Origin of the sequence: Idiomarina aquatica (genome assembly GCF_004362895.1) — a bacterium.
Taxonomy (GTDB): domain Bacteria; phylum Pseudomonadota; class Gammaproteobacteria; order Enterobacterales; family Alteromonadaceae; genus Idiomarina.
The window spans coordinates 98,471-120,226 of sequence record NZ_SNXI01000004.1; the positions used below are offsets into that span (position 1 = coordinate 98,471).

The following is a 21,756-nucleotide window of genomic DNA, read 5'->3' on the forward strand; positions in this document are numbered from 1 at the left end:
TTGGCTTGGCCTTAATCATATTGGAGAAAAGCTATGGCAGCAACACAAGCGTTGCGTACCCCAAATGGGGATAGAATCGCGATCGTCGCAGGGTTGCGAACCCCGTTTGCACGGCAGGCGACCGATTACCACGGCGTGCCGGCGGTCGACTTGGGCAAAATGGTGGTGCAGGAATTAATTAACCGCACAGGCATTGACGCGGCATTAGTAGAGCAGTTGGTATTTGGGCAGGTTGTACAAATGCCGGAAGCGCCAAATATTGCCCGCGAAATCGTTTTGGGAACCCAGTTGCCCGTTGATGTTGATGCCTACAGCGTGAGCCGCGCCTGTGCGACCAGCTTTCAAACCACGGTTAACGTCTTAGAAACCATGCTGGCCGGTAACATTACCGTGGGTATTGCCGGTGGTGCCGATTCTTCCTCGGTGCTGCCCATTGGCGTCAGCAAAAAGCTGGGACGGGCGTTAGTGGACCTGAATAAAGCCAAAAGTCTGGGCCAACGGCTCAGTATTTTGCGCCGCTTAGGCTTAAAAGACTTGTTGCCGTTGCCGCCTGCGGTCGCCGAATACAGCACCGGCCTGAGTATGGGGCAAACGGCTGAGCAAATGGCTAAATCTCATCATATTTCGCGCGAAGCGCAGGACCAGCTGACCGTAGATTCGCATCAAAAGGCGCATCAGGCATGGGAAGCCGGCTGGTTAGATGCTGAAGTGATGACCGCTTATCCTGAGCCCTATAAAAAGCATATTAGCCGCGATAACAACGTGCGCGGCGATAGCCAAATCGACAAACTGGCGAAATTAAAGCCGGTTTTTGATCGCAAGCATGGCACGGTAACTGCGGCTAATAGTACGCCGCTGACTGATGGCGCATCCGCGGTTATGTTGATGACCGAAAGCCGCGCCAAAGAATTAGGCTATGAGCCGTTAGGTTACATCCGTAGTTATGCCTTTAGTGCGATTGGCGTCGAAAAAGACATGTTGATGGGACCTTCCTATGCTACGCCGATAGCGCTTGACCGTGCCGGCATGACGCTGGCGGATCTGGATTTGATCGATATGCACGAAGCCTTTGCTGCGCAAACCCTGACTAACATGAAAATGTTTGCCAGCAAGACGTTTGCACAACAGAACCTGAATCGTAGCGAAGCCATTGGCGAAATTGATCCGGCTAAATTTAACGTCTTGGGCGGCTCGATTGCTTATGGCCATCCGTTTGCCGCAACGGGTGCGCGAATGATTACACAGATGCTACACGAACTACGCCGTCGAGGCGGTGGTACCGCACTGACAACGGCTTGTGCTGCCGGTGGCCTGGGTGCTGCAATGATTTTGGAGAGTGAATAATGAGCGAACAGAATGCATTCTCATTAGAAATTAGAGATAACGGCGTTGCGGTCATCACCATTGATGTACCGGGTGAGTCCATGAACACCCTAAAAGACACCTTTGCTGATGAAGTAGGCCGGCTGATGAACCAGCTGGAAAGCAACAGTGATGTTAAGGGTGTAGTGTTTATCAGCGGCAAACCGGGCTCGTTTATTGCCGGCGCGGATATTAACATGATCAACGATTGTGACACGGCTGCCGATGCCGAGAGTTTGGCGCGCAAAGGACAGGCCATGTTTGATCGTATTGAACAGCTGAAGGTTCCGGTGGTAGCCGCGATTAACGGTGCCTGCCTGGGCGGTGGACTTGAGTTAGCAATGGCTTGTCACGTGCGTGTGGCTACTGACAACAGTAAAACCCAACTGGGTTTGCCCGAGGTACAGCTGGGGCTGCTACCGGGCTCTGGTGGTACTCAGCGTTTGCCACAGTTAGTTGGTGTGCAGCAGGGTATTACGATGATGTTAACCGGCAAGCAATTGCGTGCGAAACAGGCGCAAAAAGCCGGTTTGGTTGACGAGGTCGTGCCTGAGTCGATTTTGCTGGACGCGGCGATTAAGCATGCGTTAAAAGCAAAACCGAAAGCGAAAAAAGCGCAGCTGAAGGGTATTAGTAAAGTATTGGAAGCTACCTCCTACGGCCGCAATATTATTTACAAAAAAGCGTCTGAACAGGCACAGAAAAAAGCCCAGGGTAATTATCCGGCCATCGATAAAATTATCGATTCGGTGCGTGCAGGCGTAGAAAAAGGCCGCGAAGCCGGTCTGGATAAAGAGGCCCGCAGCTTTGGTGAGCTGGCTATGACGCGTGAATCCTTCCAGTTGCGTCAGATCTTTTTTGCCACTACCGAAATGAAAAAAGAAACCGGCGCTGACGGTGTTAAGCCCGCAGATATTCATCGTGTCGGTGTACTCGGCGGCGGCTTAATGGGCGGTGGTATTGCCTATGTAACTGCTGCAAAAGCGGGCTTGCCGGCACGCATCAAAGATATCTCGCATGAGGGCATCACCCATGCGCTGCATTACAGCTATGAACGGTTAAACAAAAAGGTTAAACGCCGTCATATGCGTCGCGCCGAGATGGAACACACCATGTTATCGCTTAGCGGAACACTGGACTACTCTGGCTTTGAGCGTGTTGATGTTGTTATCGAAGCGGTATTTGAAGATCTTGATCTTAAGCAGAAAATGGTTGCTGATATTGAGCAAAACGCAAAACCAGAGACCATTTTTGCCACCAACACCAGTTCGTTGCCGATTACGCAGATTGCTGCCAAGGCGCAACGACCAGAGAACGTGATTGGTCTGCATTACTTCTCGCCGGTCGACAAAATGCCGCTGGCGGAAATTATCACGCACGAAGGCACGTCAAACGAGACCATAGCGACAACCGTTGCCTTAGCCAAAAAGCAGGGTAAGACGCCGATTGTGGTAAAAGATGGCGCTGGCTTTTTCGTCAACCGAATTTTAGCGCCATATATGAACGAAGCGGCGCGGTTGGTGTTAGCGGGTGAACCGATTGAGCATGTCGATAAAGCGCTGCTTAAATTTGGCTTCCCGGTTGGCCCGGTGACGCTGCTTGACGAGGTTGGTATCGATGTTGGTGCTAAAGTAGCCGCGATCTTACGTAAAGAGTTAGGCGAACGGTTCGAGCCGCCGGCAGCGTTTGATAAGTTAATTGACGACGACCGTAAAGGTAAGAAAAACCAGAAAGGCTTTTATCAATACGGTAAAGGCGTTAAAGGTAAGCCGGTCGATAAGTCGGTGTATAGTTTGCTGAATATTGAGCCGCAACAGAAGCTGGAACGCGAAGAGATTGCCGAGCTGTGTGTGTTGCCGATGCTTAACGAGGCAGCTTATTGCTTACAGGAAGGCATTATCCGCAGTCCACGCGATGGTGATATTGGTTCGGTGTTTGGCATTGGTTTTCCGCCATTCAGGGGCGGCCCATTCCGATACATGGACGAAATGGGCATTGGTGCACTAGTGGCTAAGTTAGAGAAGCTGGCTGAGCAACGGGGCGACCGCTATAAGCCCGCACCATTGTTGGTCGAAATGGCTGAACAGCAACGCCGCTTTTATTAAAACGTCGTTGCCGTTTGGTGTTGTTCGATGTAGCGGATGAAATCATCCGCTTGCATCGGCTCAGAAAAGTAAAATCCCTGAATAAACTCACACCGCAGCGTCTTAAGAATTTCGAGCTGTGTTTTACTCTCAACCCCTTCCGCAACGACTTTCAAACCAAGGTTATGCGCCATCGCCACGATAGACGCGACCATGTTTCGGTCTTTGTCATCGGTGCTAATGTCGTCAACGAATGCCTTATCAATTTTAAGCGTGTGTAACGGAAAACGTTTTAAATAAGCGAGCGATGAATAGCCGGTTCCAAAGTCGTCCAGCGCTAACTGAACGCCCATGTCGGCGAGATTTTCAAGCATGGTGATGGCGCGCTCAGGGTCGCTCATGACCATACCCTCGGTAATTTCAAACTCGATATGACGCGGATGCATCTGTTCATCAGCTAGAATAGACTCAACCTGAAATGCCAGGCTTGAGGTTAAAAACTGGCGTGCAGATAAATTGATGGCGACATGACGCGGTGAACCCGGAAGTTTTAAAAATTCTTTCATATCCCGGCAGGCACGGCGCAGTACTTGCTCACTTAACGGCACAATTAAGCCGGTTTCTTCTGCCAGCGGAATAAAGTCAGCAGGACTCATGATAGTTCCGTCCTCGCGGCGAATACGTGCCAGTGCTTCAATACCGGCTATGTGCTGACTCACCACTTCTATCTTGGGTTGATAAAACACTTCGACCCGGTTGTCACGAATGGCGCTGCGCAATTCATGCTCTATATGTAGCCGGCGAATCGCGTTTTCGTTCATTGACTGACTGAAAAACTGGTAGCAATTACCACCACGTTGTTTGGCATGGTACATGGCAGTGTCAGCCTTTTGCAGAAGCTCCTGAGAGGTACTGGCGTCATGCGGGTAGAACACAATACCGATAGAGCTGCCGATAACCACTTCGTGCTGCTGAATTTCGTATGGCTGCGCTATCTCGTTGTTTATTTGCGAGGCCAGCAGGCTGATGGTGTTGATATCCGTACTGTCCTCAACTAACAAGCCAAATTCATCGCCGCCGAGTCGGTATAATGTATCCTGGCGCCGGCCAATGTCGGTAAGTCGCTCCGCCACCCGACACAACAGCTCGTCACCGACCTCATGCCCAATAGAGTCATTGATCTTTTTAAAGTCATCGAGATCAAATACCAGTAGGGCATGGGGGATCTTTTTGCGAACCAAATTGGAGTGGCTGACCTGGAAATAAGAGCGGTTAGGTAAACCGGTTAAACTGTCAGTATTGGATAACCGGCGCAGCTCGTTTTCGGTGTCACGACGCTCGGTGATGTCAGAAAAGCTGGCTACAATTAACTCGATTTCGCCGTTTTCGTTATTAACGGTATCCAGTGTCAGTTCCATTAAAAATTCACTGCCGTCGGCGCGAATATCTGATAATTCGCCACGCCAGCTGCCTTCTTTAAAAACACTGCGTTTTATTTGGTCGGTGAATTCCTGGTCATAAGCAGCAAGAACAAACGGCTGGTCGAGTGCTTGCTCGCGTTGATAGCCGGTTATGCTCTCGTAGGCTTTGTTGACCTCACGCTTACGGAAAAAGCGATCAAAGATACAGATACCATCGGATATATTGGTGAGTGACAGCGCTAACATATTTAAACGTTCTTCACTGTTAATCATGCCACTAATATCAGTCAGTGCGCCCTGAATACGGATTGGTATACCGGTCTCAGTGGTCTCAGAAACCTGTCCGCGATCCATAACCCAAAGCCATTTATCATTATTTTTAATACGGTAGCTGGTCTCAAAGTGCGTTGCCGCTCCGTTTACTAAGGGGTTGATAAATTGTTGCACGCGCTCGAGGTCATTGGGATGGATATTGGTGTTGCTAATAAAACCGTTGCGGATGCCGTCCACCGGGAAGTCGGGGCAATCTGACCAAATGTTATAGCGGGTCAGTTCGTGAGCCTGAATCTGCCAGTCCCAGAATTGATCGCCGGAACATTGAACAGCCTGGGAGAGCGACTGATTAAGCTGTTGTTGCTGACGCTGATGTTGATGCAGTCGCAGCAGCCAGGCGACGCCTAAAAATGCCAGAGCGATAGATAGCAGAATATAGCCGGCGATCGCCCAGGTCGACTGCCACCACGGGCCTTCAATTACAACTTGCTGTTGATACTTGGGTCCCCACTTAGCGCCGTTTGTTGATGCCTGGATGTGTAATTCGTAAGTATCAGCAGGTAGCCGCTCAAAAGTAATAGGCTGCAACGGACGAGTGGTATATTGCCATTCGTCCATGATGTCGAATAGTCGGTAGCGATACTGAACTTGTTTAGGGTCAGGGGCTAGCGGACTGACAAAGTCGACGTGGAGTGTTTGTTGACGTTGCTCGCTGCTTACAAACAATGGCCGTAAATCAGTTAAGTTTGCGCTTTGCTCTAACGGCAGTTGCTTGACGAGATTGAAGAATTCGTCAATAGCCACGGCGTTGTGCTCGTCGGCAACCCAAATTAAGTCATCATTAAGTGCTAGCCTCAGGTTTTCCTGAGCAAAGAAGCTGCGGTTGCTTGGCGGAGATCGCCAGCGCTTTTCGCCGATATCAAAAATTAACAGGCCTTGCTTTTGATCAACTAAAAATAACTGCTCGGCAAATAATTCGATTTGCACGACGTTATGTTGAGGCGATGCGGGTAGTGGATAAACTTCTACCATTCGTTGTAGTTGAGGGTCGTACTTTACCAGTCCGACTTCGCTAGTCAGCCAGAAAAAACCATCGTAGTCTTTAAGCACGGTAGTATAGTGTTTTAACGTTTCGGGTAGCGCCAGTCCGGCTAATTCATTGGTTAAACTGACATCCATTAAGATATCAAAATTTAGTGCTGAGCGCGGCATAGAGAATTGATACAAACCGCCATTTTCAGCACCGACCCATAACCGTTTGAGGTGATCTACCGTAAATGCATTAACCAGCAGTAAGGGAGGCAGCGATAGTTCGTGTTGATCACTTAAATAGGCCGGCTTAGTGCCGTTAGTTTCGAGGATTTTGATACCGCTACCGGTACCGAGCAGCAAATGACCGCTGTCTACATAGGCGACTCTATTAATCGCGGTGCTGCTGTTTAAGTCGGTTTGGTTATCCAGCGTCTGCTGCAGTCGATAATCGCTGTCGAGTAACAGCAGGCCATTATCGTGAGCAAGCCAAATTTCATTATCCCGTTGCAATATGTGGTTAAAACCAACGGCAGGCAGTTGTTCGGTAATCGGGTTTTGCTGAGTGATTTTAAAGACATCAAAACTTTGGCCGTCCCAGACATAGATGCTGCCATCCGCTTCGGCTAACCAAATCCAGCGTTCACCCATGTGAATATTGACAATAGCGCTCAGCGGATCGCCGTTATACGACAGTGTCAGCGGCGTAGCATCTTGTTTAGTTGCGCGCCACAGGCGTTGTTCGGCCAACAACAGTAAGTCATTACTAGGGCTGGCGACAATACGCGAAACCTGTGGCGGCAGGATGCCGTCTTTAGGGGTAAAGTCAGGATGTCGATAAAAGCGATTCTGCTGATAGTCAAAGTAAGCGACGCCTTTAGCCGTTGCCACCCAAAGCTGATGGTCATTAAACCAAAGGTCAATTATATGGTTGCTGGGCAGATGGAAGGGTTGCCGACCCGCCTTGTAATGTTCGAATAAGACGCCGTCAAACCGTTGCAGGCCATTGCGTGTGGCAATCCATAAAAAACCATGATTATCCTGCAGCAGGTCGGTGACTGTGTGACTGGTCATGCCCTCGCTAATCGCCCAGTGCTGAGCCTGCGCCAAAGACGCAGGAGGCGAAGCAGCAGCCGTTGATTGGCTAAACAGTAATAACGACAAAAGAACGCCCAACGCAAAGGCGTATCTGTACATAAATGTCACGGTAATTCAGACGTCCTGATGGGGCTGTTGCTACAGCTCTTGTTATTTGTTAACTAAACGTTAAGCTAACCAAAACAAGCAGTGATGTAAAGTAATTCTACCTGCCAATGGCGCGGGTTTGAAGCTGTAAACTGGCGGGTTGCTCAAACAATAATCGGTTGACGTAGCTAAGCCATTCGTCGAGTTGCCAATTAGCTAAAGCGGCGCGTAATTGTTTTGCTCGATCAAAGCGTGTGTCGCCCAACTGAATGGCCCCCCACAAACGTTGGCTTCGTACCCGCAAACTGCGGTCATCAACGGCGAGTTGTTGCTCAAGTACCGACTTCGTGTGTGACCACTCTTTTAAGCTAAGCGTATTGAGTTTATCAGCTGCTGCCCGGGTTACGTCCAGGATATGTGTTTGAAGGTCACTTGGCTGCGTGGAAGGGGATTGTACAAATATAATAATCCCCGGAATGCGTTGTAAACCAAAGTACTGGCTACCTGCCATATAACCGAGTTGCCGCTGGGTGCGCAGCTGATCGAAGACAAATTGATGAATTAATTGCTGTAGTAGCATCATCGCGACTTGGTCAGATGGGCTATCGGATGGCCCCTGAAAATAACACAATGCTGCATGGTCATCATGTTCGGTTGGCACCGTGATTACCTGTGGAGATGCTGCCTGAACAAGCCGTTTAATCTGCTGGCGTTGTGGTTTAACAGAAACTGACTTAAGTGGCGTATTAGCATGAATTAAGGTGTGTAGTTGGTCAGCATGTTGTCGTTGCCAGTCACCATGAATAAACGCACTAATATGCAACGAGTCAAAGAGCGTGCTGACGGTGCGGGCAAAATGGGTATAGCTTAACGGGCTGCAAGCTGCAGCCATATCGCTTAAACGAAATAGTCCTTGCTGCAATGCCAGGTTAAGTTCGGAGAACAACATGTTTAACGGTTGATGCTGGTGTGCAGAGCGCCAGTTATTGATCAGCTGCTGGCTGACTGCTTGCCAGCGTTGACGTTCAAAACGAACACTCCAGGCCTGCCGCATCAGATAACTTAACAGCGGTAATTGGCCGGCAGATAAACCCGTGGTATGTATAGTAATGCCGGTTTGCGTTGGATAAATATTGAAATGTAACCCAGCCACTTCGGCATCGTATAAATCTTCGTTCAGCGCATCAATCATCAGCTCAGCCCAGATCCGTGAACAACCAAAATTTTCTGCTGATGCGGTGACTGCAGGCGCTTGCAAATTAAGGTAAATATGTCCTTTAGGTACTCTAAAGTCAGGATCCTGAAGGTGCCACAAGTCCAACGCTTCGTTACTGACCAGCGCGGTCGGAAGCTTTTTGTCTGCGACCTCCAGCGGATAAGGTTGCGAATGGTCACTAATAAAACGGTTTCGTCCCGGTAACTGAGCCGAAAAATCGGCCGGCTGCTGATTAAGTTGTGTTAACTCATCGTTCTTGAGCGGCCTTATCGAGAACGGTGTTTGATAGAGGGCGGTTTCCTGATCGGTGTTAGCATCACTACTCACCAGCGTGATACGGGCGCGCTCAGGACGCATCAAGTTTAACAATTCGGTCGCGCGGATGTTATTAAGGCAGTCCATGCGGTAGTCGCCGTAAACGGTATCCGCTACCGGGTAATGATGAGCATTGATTGCTAACTGCGAGACCAGCTCGCCAACCGGCGTAGCCTCTTGATAGTTAAAGCTTAACTCGCTGTTAACGCGACGTTCAGCATAACGCCAGTCTTCGATGCCATGCTGTTGGATGAGATTCAGGTAGCTGAATACCCACTGCGCGACGCTTATCAGGTTCTGTTCGCCAGTTTCGGTTAGCTGGATATTGATATTGAAATCTTTAAAATTACTACCGCTAATACCGCCACCGGCAGACAGACTGTTGATATAACCCTTTTTGCGCAGGCAGGCATATAAGCTGTTGGGGCCTTCGTAACCGAGCAGGTGGGCGATAAAACTGGTTGTTTTATGCGCATAATCATCATCAATAGCCGGTAGCGGCAGCGTGATAATTAAGCGTCGTGCGGGTTTAACCGGTTTTACCTGTAACTTCACCCCCAGTTGCTCCGGCAGGTAAAGCGGCACTTCGACAACTTTGCGTTGTGATGGCCGGTTATCACCACAACCAGCGATATCGTTAAAGTGGTTATCTGCCAGCTCCGCTAATGCGTCCAGCGACTGTGGCCCGGCGATTACTAAACTGGCGTTGTCGGCCGTATAATGTTGGTTAAAAAACTGTCGCAGCTTATCGGCGAGGGTGCCGTTGTCGTCATCTTTTAGCGTCGTCAGGTTGCCGACTGAAAATTTACAGAATGGATGCTCCGGATTGGACGTTGTTTTGTGTACCTGGTACAGCCGCCGTAACTCGTCTTGTTGTTTTAACCGAAACTCTGACTCGATCGACTGTAACTCTTTATCAATCCACTCTTGAGCGAACAGCGGTTGTTTGAACATTGCCGAAAAATAATCCAACGCGCGCTCGAGCGCGTGAGCGTGGCAGTCAAAGTAATAATTGGCATACTCGGTGCCGGTCCAGGCATTTTGCTGGCCGCCATAGGCATTTAAAAAGTCGCTAAATGCCGACGGCGAAGGATATTTTTCGTTGCCTAAAAACAGCAGATGTTCAAGGAAGTGGGCGAGACCCTGCGTATGTACGGGATCGTCAAAATGACCCGCATTAACGGCAAATGCAGCAGCGGCCTTGTGACTGTCTGGTGCGTGAACCAGCAAAGCCCGCAGGCCATTGTTGAGCGTTATAGCGCGGTAGTCCCTTTTGTCCCTGGGACTGCGGACAATATGGACGACCTCGTCAACAGTTGATGAGCTCGCCATTGACGGTTTCCTTATGAATCGAGTGGCGTATCAAAATCGCTGGGCTTTTCAAAATCACCCGTCATATCCACTAGTAAACCTGCATTAAAATCAAGAATCAATTCCTTTCGGAAAACTTTACCACTATTCGGATTCATCTCGTATAAGTACACCCAACGGTCATTATCGAAAGCGTTTTGAGCAACGGGACGACCTAATACAAACGCGACTTGCTCCTGCGTCATACCGACGCGGAGTTTTTCGACGTCACGTTGTTCAAGGTAGTTTCCCTGCGGCAGATCGATACGATAAACCATCTCGTTTAATGTTGAACAGCTTGCCACACCCAGTACGATGGCGGCGACGGCAGAGAGTTTTATCACGGTGTCTTTCATTAACAACCTTTAATTTGTTGAATTTATTTTATCGGGTTGCGTATGCAATACGCTCTGACAATGATGATAAACAATCGGTGCGCTGGTTACCAGCGCTCTGTGCTTTATCTTGTCAGGCACTATTAGCTCGCAAGCAACTCTTTAGCATTTGCCTTGGTCAAATCGGTGACCTTATCGCCGCCCAGTAACCGCGCAAGTTCAACAACTCGTTCGTCATTGTTTAATGCCCGCACATCGGTTTGTGTTTCTTTACCGTCTGTGTGCTTGGCAACCTGCAACTGCTGATGGGCTTTGGCAGCGACTTGGGGCAGGTGAGTGACACAAATAATTTGGCACTGTCCGCCCAGTTCGCGCAACATTGAACCGACAACAGCAGCGGTCGGTCCGCTCACGCCAACATCGACTTCATCAAACATCATTGTCGGTACCGTTTGTTGCGTTGCGCTCATCACCTGTATGGCAAGACTGATACGGGAAAGTTCACCGCCCGACGCAACCTTACTGATAGGTTGCAATGGCTGTCCCGGGTTGGCAGAAACCAAAAACTGTACCTGGTCAGTACCTTTAGCCGTCGCGGGCGCCTGGTTATCGTGGTCCACGCTAATTTCGAAGCGGCCGTGAGGCATATTAAGTTGCTGCATGGCAGAGGTAATTTTGTCACTCAGCTGGTTGGCGGCCCGCTGGCGGCTATCAAACAGCTTTTTAGCCTGCTCACGGTAGGCCTGCCGAAGCGTTTGACGTTGTTCGGCCAACTGTTCACTGGCCTCATCGGTGGCGATCAGTGTCTGCAACTCACTTTTAAGCTGTTGATGTAAGGGGTACAGTTCGGCGGCGCTGCATTGGTGCTTTTTAGCCAACTTAAGCGCTTGCGTCATGCGCTGTTCAATGGTTTCGAGCTCTGCGCTATCGATGTGCATCTGATCCTGATAGTGGCGCAATTCCAGCGCTGCTTCCTCGATGTGAACCATAGCCTGCTTTAGCAGCTCGTTGATAGAACCCAGCTGTGGATCCATATCGACCGATTCCTGCAAACGTTGGCCAGCACTTTGTACTAGTCCGTTAGCATTGTTGTGCTCGCCTTCGTACAAGGCATTTAACGCAAACAGGCTGGCTTCATCCAGACTGCGGTGATTAGATAAGCGTTTATGATCCGCCTCAAGCTGCTCAAACTCGCCTTCGGCCAGGGCAAACTCGTCCAGTTCACCCACTTGATATTCAAGCAGTTGCCGCTGTGCTTCGCGATCAGCTTTGGCTTGTTGTTGTTGGCGGTATTGTTTTTCGGTATCTGCCCATTGCCGGTAGTGAGCTTTAGTTGCTTCCAGTAAATGGTTGTGGCGGGCAAACTGGTCAAGTAAATGCAGCTGGTGTTCGTCGCGAGTTAGTAATTGATGCTCGTGCTGCCCATGTATATTGACTAATAGGGGCGCCAACGATTTTTGTTGCGCCAACGGCACCGGCGAGCCATTAATCCAGGCCTTGGAACGTCCATCTTTATTGATAATGCGCCGCAGCACGCACTCGTCTTCGGCATCGAGATCCTGCTCTGCTAACCAACGTGCCGCCGGACTATCCTTAGCGACTGCAAAACACGCAGTAATTTCCGCTTTATCGCAGCCCGGTCTGACCAGGCTGGCGTCAGCCCGGCTGCCTAAGCACAGGCTAAGCGCGTCGAGCGCGATTGATTTACCGGCACCGGTTTCTCCGGTAATTGCGGTCATTCCATTGCGAAACTCGATATCAAGTGATTTAACAATCGCAAAGTGACGAATATGTAGCTCGGTTAGCATGCCATTCCTCCACAAAACACTGTGTATCTGTACAGTTTATACAGTGGTTATACAGTAGTTGTGCAAAAATGCAACGTCAGCGCTAAAAAATCTTCGGGCACAGATTAAAACAGGCGGCTACCCCAGCCCAGTTTATTACGCAATACGTGATAGTAGTTGTGGTCGACCGGATGAATCAGCGTCAGTGTTTTCCTGTGTTTGCTTATCACAATATCATCGCCCGGATGTACAGCCATACGCACATGACCATCACAGCTAATTTGTAGCAGGTCATTATCATAAGCGGCGCGTAAGCGAACTTCTGAGTTGGCGTCAATGACGATAGGACGGCTACTGAGTGTATGTGGAAACATCGGTACCAGCGTAATCGCGTCGAGGTTAGGGTGCAGGATTGGACCGCCGCCTGATAATGAATAAGCGGTGGAGCCGGTTGGTGTGGCTACAATCAATCCATCGGAGCGTTGGCTGAAAACGAAGTGGTCATCGACATAGACTTCAAACTCGATCATATGCGCGACTTTATCGGAATGCAGAACCACTTCGTTTATGGCTGAGCCTTGTCCCGCTACGGCGCCATTACTGACCACCTCGGTATTGAGCAAAAAGCGTTCCTCGATAGAGTAATCACCATCCAGAACCGCCAGCAGGGGAGTCATTACTTCATCCGGATCTAAGTCGGTTAAAAAGCCTAAATTACCACGGTTAACGCCGATTACGCCGACGTCATGTTCACACAATGCGCGCGCGGCCCCCAACATATTGCCGTCACCGCCAACAACCACAACTAAATCGGCCCAGTCACCGATTTCACTTAGTGACAGTGTCTGCGGACCATAGCCGTCGCCTATTTGGTCTGCGCAACGTTGTTCTACCGCAACATCATAGCCGCGATGGGTCAGTGCATTAATGATGGTTTCCAGCGTTTGGCGTGCGCCGCGATCATCAATCTTGCCCAGTAATCCGACCTTTTTGAATGGTGCTTTAGCCATTACCGATTTAATTCCGACTGTGTAGCTCTAATTATTAGCGTTACGCTACGTTGCTTTAAATTTTTAATCAAGCGTAAAAAGGCCTTGAATCCGTGATCATTAATCCCCATTTCTGCTGGCATTGGTTAACCTATTTTGATGAGTTGAATTAAGAGAGAAGTCATTATGGCGGATAAAAAAGCACAAGCGAATGCAGAGCAGTATCAGCAGCAAGCCGAGCAAGCGGCTAAGCAACAGGCGGCGGACGAACAGGCGCATGCTGAAGCAGAGCAGACTGTGAGTGATGAAGGCCAGCCCGAAACTCAAAAACAAACCGCTGCAGCGGCCGATAGTGAACTGGATCGGATTGCCGAATTAGAATTGGCGTTGAGCAAAGCAGAAGCCAAAGCTAACGAACAAAAAGAATCGGTACTGCGCACTCAGGCAGAAATGGAAAACGTGCGCCGACGTGCCAGCCAGGACGTGGAAAAAGCGCATAAGTTTGCATTGGAGAAGTTTGCCAATGAACTGCTAACCAGCGTCGATAACTTAGAACGCGCAATGCAAGCAGCTGAGGGCAGTGAGACTGTCGATAAGACTTTCTTAGAGGGTATCGAGCTGACTTACAAGAGCCTAACGACGACGTTAGAGAAGTTCGGTGTTAAAGCCGTTGGTCAGGAAGGCGAAGTATTTAATCCGGATCAGCATCAGGCTATGTCGATGCAGGAATCGCCGGAACATGACAACAACACCATTATTGCGGTGATGCAAAAAGGCTACGTGTTAAACGAGCGTTTACTGCGTCCGGCTATGGTGATGGTGGCTCGCAACGGTAACACGAATAAAGTCGATACCGATGCATAGCCGATTAAAAAAATTGTCACTGAGACATTGAAATTCTCGAAAGAGACCTTACTTAAAGAATAACGAAATACGTTTCCTGAATTTGAAGTTGGAGAAAGATTATGGGCAAGACTATTGGTATTGACTTAGGTACAACCAACTCTTGTGTGGCTGTACTAGATGGCGGTAAAGCACGTGTTATTGAAAACGGCGAAGGCGACCGCACTACACCGTCAATTGTGGCATTTACCGATGACGGCGAAATTTTGGTAGGTTCACCGGCTAAACGCCAGGCAGTAACCAACCCGAACAAAACTCTGTTCGCGATTAAGCGCTTAATTGGTCGTCGTTTTCAGGACGAAGAAGTGCAGCGCGACATCGGCATCATGCCGTACAAAATTGTCAAAGCTGACAATGGCGACGCTTGGGTAGAAGTGGATGGTGACAAAAAAGCACCACCGCAAATCTCTGCCGAAGTATTGAAGAAAATGAAGAAAACCGCGGAAGAATTTTTAGGTGAAAAAGTCACTGACGCGGTTATTACCGTACCCGCTTACTTTAATGATGCGCAGCGTCAGGCAACCAAAGACGCCGGTAAAATCGCGGGCTTAGAAGTTAAACGTATCATCAACGAGCCGACTGCGGCAGCATTGGCTTATGGTATGGATAAAAAGTCAGGCGACAACGTTATTGCCGTGTATGACTTAGGTGGTGGTACTTTCGATATCTCTATTATCGAAATTGACGAAGTTGAAGGCGAGCACACCTTTGAAGTACTGGCAACCAACGGTGATACCCACTTAGGTGGTGAAGACTTTGACAACCGTCTGATTAATTACCTGGTAGAGCAGTTCGAGAAAGATCAAGGCATTGACCTGCGTAAAGATCCGCTAGCGATGCAACGTCTTAAAGAAGCGGCTGAGAAAGCGAAGATCGAGTTGTCTTCGGCGCAACAAACCGAAGTTAACCTGCCTTACATCACGGCAGATAACACCGGTCCGAAACACTTAGCCATCAAAGTAACACGCGCCAAGCTGGAATCGCTGGTAGAAGACTTGATCAAGAAGTCACTGGAGCCGGTAAAACAAGCATTAGCAGATGCTGATCTATCGGTTAGCGATATCAACGACATCATCATGGTCGGTGGTCAGACGCGTATGCCTAAGGTAAGTGCTGCGGTTACTGACTTCTTCGGTAAAGAGCCACGCCGTGACGTGAACCCGGACGAAGCTGTTGCAGTGGGCGCTGCGGTTCAAGGTGGTGTGCTCTCCGGCGATGTTAAAGACGTATTGCTACTGGACGTATGTCCGCTGTCACTGGGTATCGAAACCATGGGCGGTGTAATGACTAAGTTGATTGAGAAAAACACCACGATTCCTACCAAAGAATCGCAAACGTTCTCAACAGCTGAAGACAATCAGTCTGCGGTAACGATTCACGTGATTCAGGGTGAGCGTAAACGTTCAGCTGATAACAAATCATTGGGTCAATTTAATTTAGAAGGTATTCGTCCGGCAGCCCGCGGTGTGCCGCAAATCGAAGTGACCTTCGACATTGATGCGGATGGTATCCTGCACGTATCGGCGAAAGACAAAGACACCGGTAAAGAGCAGAAGATCACCATTAAAGCGTCTTCAGGCTTAGATGAGTCAGAAGTCGAGAAAATGGTTAAAGACGCTGAAGCGCACGCTGAAGAAGACAAGAAGTTCGAAGAGATGGTACAGGCGCGTAACCAGGCTGACGGCTTAGTTCACGCTACCCGTAACCAGCTTAAAGAAGTCGGCGATGCCTTAGCTCAAGACGACAAAGATGCGATTGAGAAAGCCTGTGAAGAGTTAGAACAGGCAGCTAAAGATGGTGATAAAGAAGCTATCGAAAGCAAAACTCAAGCGCTGATGGAAGTTTCGCAAAAACTGATGGAAGCGGCGCAGCAGCAACAAGCTCAGCAAGGTGCTGAAGACGCTGCAGGTGGCGAACAGTCTTCCTCGAAAGCCGATGATGATGTTGTCGATGCTGAATTTGAAGAAGTCAAAGACGACGATAAGAAGTAAGCACAAAGGCAACTTCGCTTAATTAACACGGGTGTTGCCGCAAGGTAATACCCGTGTATTCGTATCAGAGTAGGACAGAAGACGTAACACTATGGCGACACAAGATTTTTATCAGATTCTTGAGGTCTCGAAAGATGCCAGCGAGCGGGACATCAAAAAAGCGTACAAACGCATGGCGATGAAGTACCACCCGGATCGTACTAAAGGCGATAAAGAGCTCGAGCTAAAGTTTAAAGAGATCAAACAGGCCTACGAGGTCTTGTCTGACCCGCAAAAGCGCCAGATGTATGACCAATATGGGCACGAAGCGTTCGAACAAGCGCGTCAGGGCGGTGGCCACGGTGCTGGCGGATTCGGCGGCGGTGGTGCTGATTTTGCTGATATCTTTGGCGATGTATTCGGTGATATTTTTGGCGGCGGCGGGCGTCGCGGTCAGGCGCGTGCGCAACGCGGCGCAGATTTGCGTTACAACCTGGAAATGTCGCTGGAAGACGCAGTTCGCGGCAAAAACGTTGAACTGCAGATTCCAACCCTGGTTGAATGTGAAGACTGTGACGGCAGCGGTGCCAAAAAAGGCAGCAAACCAGAAACCTGTAGCCATTGTCACGGTGCCGGTCAAATTCAAATGCGCCAAGGGTTTTTCGCGGTGCAGCAGGCGTGTCCGCATTGTCGTGGTAAAGGTAAGATTATCAAGGATCCGTGCCGTAGTTGTCACGGTCAGGGCCGCGTTGAAAAAACCAAAACCCTTAACGTTAAAATTCCTGCCGGGGTTGATACCGGTGACCGTATTCGCCTGGCTAACGAAGGCGAAGCCGGAGAGCATGGTGCACCAGCGGGTGATTTATACGTGCAAGTGCATGTTCGCGAGCATCCTATTTTTGCCCGTGATGGCAATAACCTGTTCTGCGAAGTGCCGGTGAGCTTTACTAAAGCCGCGCTGGGTGGCGACATCGAAGTGCCGACTCTGGAAGGCAAGGTTAAACTGAAAGTGCCGAAAGAAACACAAACCGGAAAGCACTTCCGCTTGCGTGGCAAGGGCGTGAAATCGGTGCGTACGGGCGCGACAGGCGACTTAATTTGTAAGGTCGTTATCGAAACACCGGTTAACCTCTCGGCAAAACAGCGTGAGATGCTGGAAGAGCTGGAAAATTCGATGGGCGAGGGCGATGAAGCCGCTAAATTTCGTCCCAAAGAAAAAGGCTTTTTTGACGGCGTAAAACAATTTTTTGATGACTTACGTAGCTAAATTAGCTTTACTGTAAGGACTATCAAAAAAGGAGAACCACGTATGCGTTTAGCTACCGTTGCTGCTTCGTTATTGGCTACACTGGCGTTGGTCAGTTGTTCTAAGTCGCCTACCGGGCGCTCACAACTGATGCTGATGCCGGCACAACAGCTTGAGCAAATGGGAGATCAATCCTACCAGCAAATGAAGCAGGAGCTTACCGTAAGTTCCGACGCAGCGACTAACGCGTACGTGCGGTGTGTTAGCGACGCGCTGATCGCGACCTTGCCTGAACCCTATCGAAGTGCCGACTGGCAGGTGACGGTGTTCGAAAATGAAGCCGCTAATGCGTTTGCATTGCCCGGCCATAACATTGGCGTATACACCGGCTTGCTGGATGTTGCCGAAAATCAACACCAGCTGGCCGCTGTCATTGGTCACGAAATTGGCCACGTGATTGCCGAACACAGCAATGAACGCGTATCGAGCAATATGATGGTGGGCTTAGGCTTGCAGGTTGGCGCTATTATTGCTGATACGCAGTTTGACAAGGAAAACGCAGCGTTATTAATGGCAGCGTTAGGGATAGGAGCGCAAGTTGGTATTTTACTGCCGTACTCGCGTACGCATGAGTCGGAGTCTGACCGGCTGGGACTGGATTACATGGCCGATGCTGGTTTTAAATTAGATGAGGCTGCGCAGTTGTGGCGTAACATGTCAGCGAACAGCGGCACTAACCCGCCGGAGTTTTTGTCGACTCACCCGGCACCGTCATCACGTATTGATGCGATCAATAATTACATTCCGCAATTAACCGTTGCGAGCTCAACACCCAATTGCCAGCGCTAAGCTAAGGCTGAAATAGTAGTCTGGCATACCATATATCCAAATCGTCTTTCGTAACGTATAAAGCCCCGTAAACTATTCTCTTTTTTAGACTAGCGGGGTTTTATGCTAAGAGCGTGGTTCGCGATTCCTTTTTGGCAGCGCGTGTTAGGTGCCTTTGTATTGGGTATGCTGATTGGCGCCGTCGCACCCGAGGTTGGTGTGTCTTTAAAGCCGCTTGGCGATTTGTTTATCCGCGCGATAAAAATGCTGGTGGCACCGCTAATATTCTGTGCCATAGTCAGTGCGATCACCGATCTCAATGATGGCCAGAAGCTCGGCCGACTGGGTGCAAAAACCATTGGCATGTTCATGCTAACCGCTGTTATCGCCAGTGCTATAGGTCTGACGTTGGCCACCCTCATTGATATGAGCCCGGCCACCACACTCACTGCGACCGAACAGGCAGAAAAGCAAATACCATCGGTTAGTCAGGTGCTGTTAAACTTTGTACCGGACAACCCGTTTGCTGCGTTAACCGAAGGCAATGTCTTACAGATTGTGGTGTTTGCTGCTGTCGTTGGTATTGCCATTCAGCGCCTTAACACTAAAGCTGAACCGTTGCGCAAGACCATTAAAGCGGGTGCCGAAGTGATGTATGAAATCACGCGCATGGTATTGCAACTGACACCCATTGGTGTGCTGGGATTGATGTCCTGGGTTATTGGTGAATATGGATTTTCCAGTCTGTTACCGTTGGCGAAGTTTGTCGGCGTGATTTATCTGGCTGCTGCTATTCAGATTATTTTTGTGTACGGCAGCTTTGTACGCTTTTTCGGTAAACTGAGCCCGCGCGACTTTTTCAAATCGGTATTTGATGCGCAGGTGGTTGCTTTTACCACCTGTAGCTCGTTTGGCTCGTTGCCGGCAGCGCACCGCGCGGTCACCGAACGTTTGAAAGTATCTAAAGATTACGCGTCATTTGTGTTGCCGTTGGGGGCCACCATTAACATGGATGGTTGCGGTGGTATTTACCCTGCAGTGGCTGCTATTTTTATCGCCAATTTGTATGGAATACCGCTGGAAGCGTTTGACTATGTGCTGATTATGATGACGGCAACGCTTGCCTCTGTGGGAACTGCCGGGGTTCCCGGTACCGCATTAGTGATGCTTACTGTTACACTTAACGTCGTGGGATTGCCGCTGGAGGGGATAGCGTTTATTGCTGCCATCGACCGCATTATCGATATGGTCCGTACCCTAACCAATGTTACCGGTGATATGATGGTGGCCCGGGTAGTCGCAAAAAGTGAAAACTTGTTAGTGGAAGACGAGTTGGTAGAGGAAAAAGCATGAAGGTAGGAATTATTGGCGCATCAGGGCGAATGGGGCAGACGGTGGTTGGTCTGCTGGAGCATACGGATGCGGTATTAGCAGCCGCTGTTGTCAGCAAGCAAAGCCCGTGCAAAGGCGAATCCGTAGCCGGCGTCCGCTATCAGTCGCTTGATGAAGTCGTAGCGGCTGTGGACGTGCTCATCGATTTTAGCCTGCCGCAGGCGCTAACTGAAAACCTGCAATTTGCGCAGCGTACGCAAACGCCTATCGTGGTATGTACAACCGGCTTAAGTGCCCAGCAGCAACGTTTATTAACAGATGCAGCAAACGAGATCCCCGTGCTTTATGCGCGCAACACCAGTGTTGGCATTGCGTTACTGGAACAATTAGTGGCCTTAAGTGCTGCGGCAATGGCGGATGCCGACATCGAAATTCTTGAGGCACACCATAAATATAAAAAAGATGGCCCCTCCGGTACTGCACTGGCATTAGGCGAAGCTGCCGCACAAGGGCGACAACAGTCGTTTGACCAGCTTAATGCCGGTGTACGCGGCGATGGGGAACGGCAGCCGGATAGTATCGGTTTTGCGGTTATGCGCGCAGCTGATATTGTTGGCGAACACCAGGTGATGTTGGCGCAGCCCGGCGAGCGTATCGAGCTGACTCACCGAGTGAGTGATCGCAACATATTTGCCCGCGGTGCACTGAGTGCAGCAACCTGGCTGGCAGGCCGGGAAGCAGGATTTTATACCATGCAGGATACGCTCAACTTAAAACAGACGCTGGCGCGGCTACTCGACAGTCAATGAGCAGAGATAATAGCGCTGGACGAAATCTAAAAAAATTCGTACAATAAGCGCAATTTGCCTAACAAAAGTTTTTCGGCAAAGACTGCGCGGTTCAAGACCTTAAACGGGGAAGTCAACATTGTATTGATTCACCCGTTTTTTTATGTACGGAGGTTGCCCTTGAGTATTTTAGCGAGTCAATCCGCTAACCGAGCAATACTGGTTCTAGCTGATGGTACTATTTTTCGTGGTACCGCTATTGGAGCCGAAGGCTCCGCGGTCGGGGAAGTTGTCTTTAACACTGCCATGACCGGCTACCAGGAAATTCTCACCGACCCATCTTATACAGAACAACTCGTTACACTCACTTATCCCCACATCGGAAATACCGGCACCAACGACGAAGACGAAGAATCTGACAACGTTTGGGCAAAAGGCTTAATCATTCGTGATAACGCATTAAAAGCCAGTAATTTTCGTAAGCAAGAAACATTAAATGAATATCTTCGCCGTCATAACGTGGTGGGGATTGCTGATATCGATACCCGCAAGTTAACGCGTATTTTGCGCGAAAAAGGCGCACAAAACGGCTGCATTATGGCCGGTGAACTGGACGATGAGAAAGCATTGCAACTTGCTCAGCAGTTCCCGGGTTTGAAGGGCATGGATTTGGCTAAAGAAGTCTGCTGTAAAGAAATTCAGCCTTGGGTTGGCGGCAGCTGGAAGCTTGGCGAGGGGCACACCAAACCGTTTCAGTCTAAATATCATGTTGTGGCATACGACTATGGCGTTAAACACAACATTCTTCGTTTACTTGCTGACCGCGATTGCAAGATTACTCTGGTTCCGGCACAGACACCGGCCAGTGAGGTCATGGCAATGAATCCTGATGGTGTGTTTTTGTCCAACGGACCCGGCGATCCCGAACCTTGTGATTACGCGATTAAGGCGATTCAGGAGCTGTTAGATAACGATATTCCTATTTTTGGGATTTGTCTGGGTCACCAGTTACTGGGCCTTGCCAGTGGCGCCAAGTCAGTAAAAATGAAGTTGGGTCACCACGGCGCCAACCACCCGGTTCAGGATACCGCCACCAAACGGGTTATGATAACCAGTCAAAACCATGGTTTTGCATTAGACATCGACAGTTTACCAAGCAACCTTGAAGTAACGCACGTGTCGTTGTTTGACGGCACTTTGCAGGGCATGAAGCGTACCGATAAAGCCGCTTTTAGTTTTCAGGGACACCCCGAAGCGAGTCCGGGTCCGCACGATGCCGCTGAGTTATTTGACCAGTTTATTGACAGCATGCAAAAGCGAGTTCAGGCAACAGCCTGATTGGG

General features: G+C 49.6%; 14 protein-coding genes. 9 read left to right on the forward strand and 5 right to left on the reverse strand.

All coding sequences use genetic code 11. The features are described from left to right. Positions 1–33: 33 nt before the first annotated feature. Complete coding sequence (gene fadI, locus DEU29_RS04645) at positions 34–1,344, forward strand: acetyl-CoA C-acyltransferase FadI (RefSeq protein ID WP_133539089.1); 1,311 nt, start codon at positions 34–36, stop codon at positions 1,342–1,344. Then, positions 1,344–3,467, forward strand: coding sequence for a fatty acid oxidation complex subunit alpha FadJ (gene fadJ, locus DEU29_RS04650; protein WP_133539090.1), 2,124 nt, complete (start codon positions 1,344–1,346; stop codon positions 3,465–3,467). Before fadI ends, fadJ begins: the two co-directional genes overlap by 1 nt. Here fadJ and DEU29_RS04655 read toward each other — a convergent pair. The 5 genes from DEU29_RS04655 to nadK all read right to left on the reverse strand — a co-directional run bounded on the left by DEU29_RS04655 (position 3,464) and on the right by nadK (position 13,367). After that, positions 3,464–7,366: an EAL domain-containing protein gene (locus DEU29_RS04655; protein WP_133539091.1), complete on the reverse strand. Its 3,903-nt coding sequence runs from the start codon at positions 7,364–7,366 to the stop codon at positions 3,464–3,466. The genes fadJ and DEU29_RS04655 overlap by 4 nt on opposite strands. A gap of 106 nt (positions 7,367–7,472) precedes the next feature. After that, entirely contained in the window at positions 7,473–10,217 is a 2,745-nt protein-coding gene (locus DEU29_RS04660) for an insulinase family protein (protein WP_133539092.1), read from the reverse strand. A gap of 11 nt (positions 10,218–10,228) precedes the next feature. Beyond that, positions 10,229–10,591 (reverse strand): outer membrane protein assembly factor BamE, encoded by a 363-nt coding sequence (locus DEU29_RS04665; RefSeq protein ID WP_133539093.1) that lies wholly within the window; start codon positions 10,589–10,591, stop codon positions 10,229–10,231. A gap of 122 nt (positions 10,592–10,713) precedes the next feature. Then, on the reverse strand, positions 10,714–12,378 hold the full coding sequence (recN, locus tag DEU29_RS04670) for a DNA repair protein RecN (RefSeq protein ID WP_133539094.1): 1,665 nt from the start codon (positions 12,376–12,378) through the stop codon (positions 10,714–10,716). A gap of 104 nt (positions 12,379–12,482) precedes the next feature. Further along, complete coding sequence (nadK, locus tag DEU29_RS04675; protein ID WP_133539095.1) at positions 12,483–13,367, reverse strand: NAD(+) kinase; 885 nt, start codon at positions 13,365–13,367, stop codon at positions 12,483–12,485. 165 nt (positions 13,368–13,532) lie between these two features. Between nadK and grpE the strand changes: the two genes are divergently transcribed. From grpE to carA, 7 genes are all read left to right on the forward strand, one after another. Then, positions 13,533–14,210, forward strand: a complete 678-nt coding sequence (grpE, locus tag DEU29_RS04680) for a nucleotide exchange factor GrpE (protein ID WP_133539096.1) — start codon at positions 13,533–13,535, stop codon at positions 14,208–14,210. Positions 14,211–14,311: 101 nt separating this feature from the next. Continuing rightward, entirely contained in the window at positions 14,312–16,240 is a 1,929-nt protein-coding gene (gene dnaK, locus DEU29_RS04685; protein ID WP_133539097.1) for a molecular chaperone DnaK, read from the forward strand. Positions 16,241–16,331: 91 nt separating this feature from the next. Further along, positions 16,332–17,486, forward strand: a complete 1,155-nt coding sequence (dnaJ, locus tag DEU29_RS04690; RefSeq protein ID WP_133539098.1) for a molecular chaperone DnaJ — start codon at positions 16,332–16,334, stop codon at positions 17,484–17,486. 42 nt (positions 17,487–17,528) lie between these two features. Continuing rightward, a complete protein-coding gene (locus DEU29_RS04695) occupies positions 17,529–18,314 on the forward strand; it encodes a M48 family metallopeptidase (RefSeq protein WP_133539099.1) in 786 nt (261 codons plus the stop codon). A gap of 102 nt (positions 18,315–18,416) precedes the next feature. Further along, a complete protein-coding gene (locus tag DEU29_RS04700) occupies positions 18,417–19,646 on the forward strand; it encodes a dicarboxylate/amino acid:cation symporter (protein WP_133539100.1) in 1,230 nt (409 codons plus the stop codon). Beyond that, on the forward strand, positions 19,643–20,434 hold the full coding sequence (gene dapB / locus DEU29_RS04705; protein ID WP_133539101.1) for a 4-hydroxy-tetrahydrodipicolinate reductase: 792 nt from the start codon (positions 19,643–19,645) through the stop codon (positions 20,432–20,434). Before DEU29_RS04700 ends, dapB begins: the two co-directional genes overlap by 4 nt. 159 nt (positions 20,435–20,593) lie before the next feature. After that, positions 20,594–21,751, forward strand: a complete 1,158-nt coding sequence (carA, locus tag DEU29_RS04710; RefSeq protein WP_133539102.1) for a glutamine-hydrolyzing carbamoyl-phosphate synthase small subunit — start codon at positions 20,594–20,596, stop codon at positions 21,749–21,751. Positions 21,752–21,756: the final 5 nt, after the last annotated feature.

Bases quoted from the DNA above. Each gene is read 5' to 3' on its own strand.
- dnaJ (WP_133539098.1), top strand. From the start codon at position 16,332: ATGGCGACACAAGATTTTTATCAGATTCTTGAGGTCTCGAAAGATGCC.
- DEU29_RS04665 (WP_133539093.1), bottom strand. From the start codon at position 10,591: ATGAAAGACACCGTGATAAAACTCTCTGCCGTCGCCGCCATCGTACTG.
- fadI (WP_133539089.1), top strand. From the start codon at position 34: ATGGCAGCAACACAAGCGTTGCGTACCCCAAATGGGGATAGAATCGCG.
- nadK (WP_133539095.1), bottom strand. From the start codon at position 13,367: ATGGCTAAAGCACCATTCAAAAAGGTCGGATTACTGGGCAAGATTGAT.
- dnaK (WP_133539097.1), top strand. From the start codon at position 14,312: ATGGGCAAGACTATTGGTATTGACTTAGGTACAACCAACTCTTGTGTG.
- DEU29_RS04660 (WP_133539092.1), bottom strand. From the start codon at position 10,217: ATGGCGAGCTCATCAACTGTTGACGAGGTCGTCCATATTGTCCGCAGT.
- DEU29_RS04695 (WP_133539099.1), top strand. From the start codon at position 17,529: ATGCGTTTAGCTACCGTTGCTGCTTCGTTATTGGCTACACTGGCGTTG.
- grpE (WP_133539096.1), top strand. From the start codon at position 13,533: ATGGCGGATAAAAAAGCACAAGCGAATGCAGAGCAGTATCAGCAGCAA.
- recN (WP_133539094.1), bottom strand. From the start codon at position 12,378: ATGCTAACCGAGCTACATATTCGTCACTTTGCGATTGTTAAATCACTT.
- DEU29_RS04700 (WP_133539100.1), top strand. From the start codon at position 18,417: ATGCTAAGAGCGTGGTTCGCGATTCCTTTTTGGCAGCGCGTGTTAGGT.
- DEU29_RS04655 (WP_133539091.1), bottom strand. From the start codon at position 7,366: ATGTACAGATACGCCTTTGCGTTGGGCGTTCTTTTGTCGTTATTACTG.
- fadJ (WP_133539090.1), top strand. From the start codon at position 1,344: ATGAGCGAACAGAATGCATTCTCATTAGAAATTAGAGATAACGGCGTT.
- dapB (WP_133539101.1), top strand. From the start codon at position 19,643: ATGAAGGTAGGAATTATTGGCGCATCAGGGCGAATGGGGCAGACGGTG.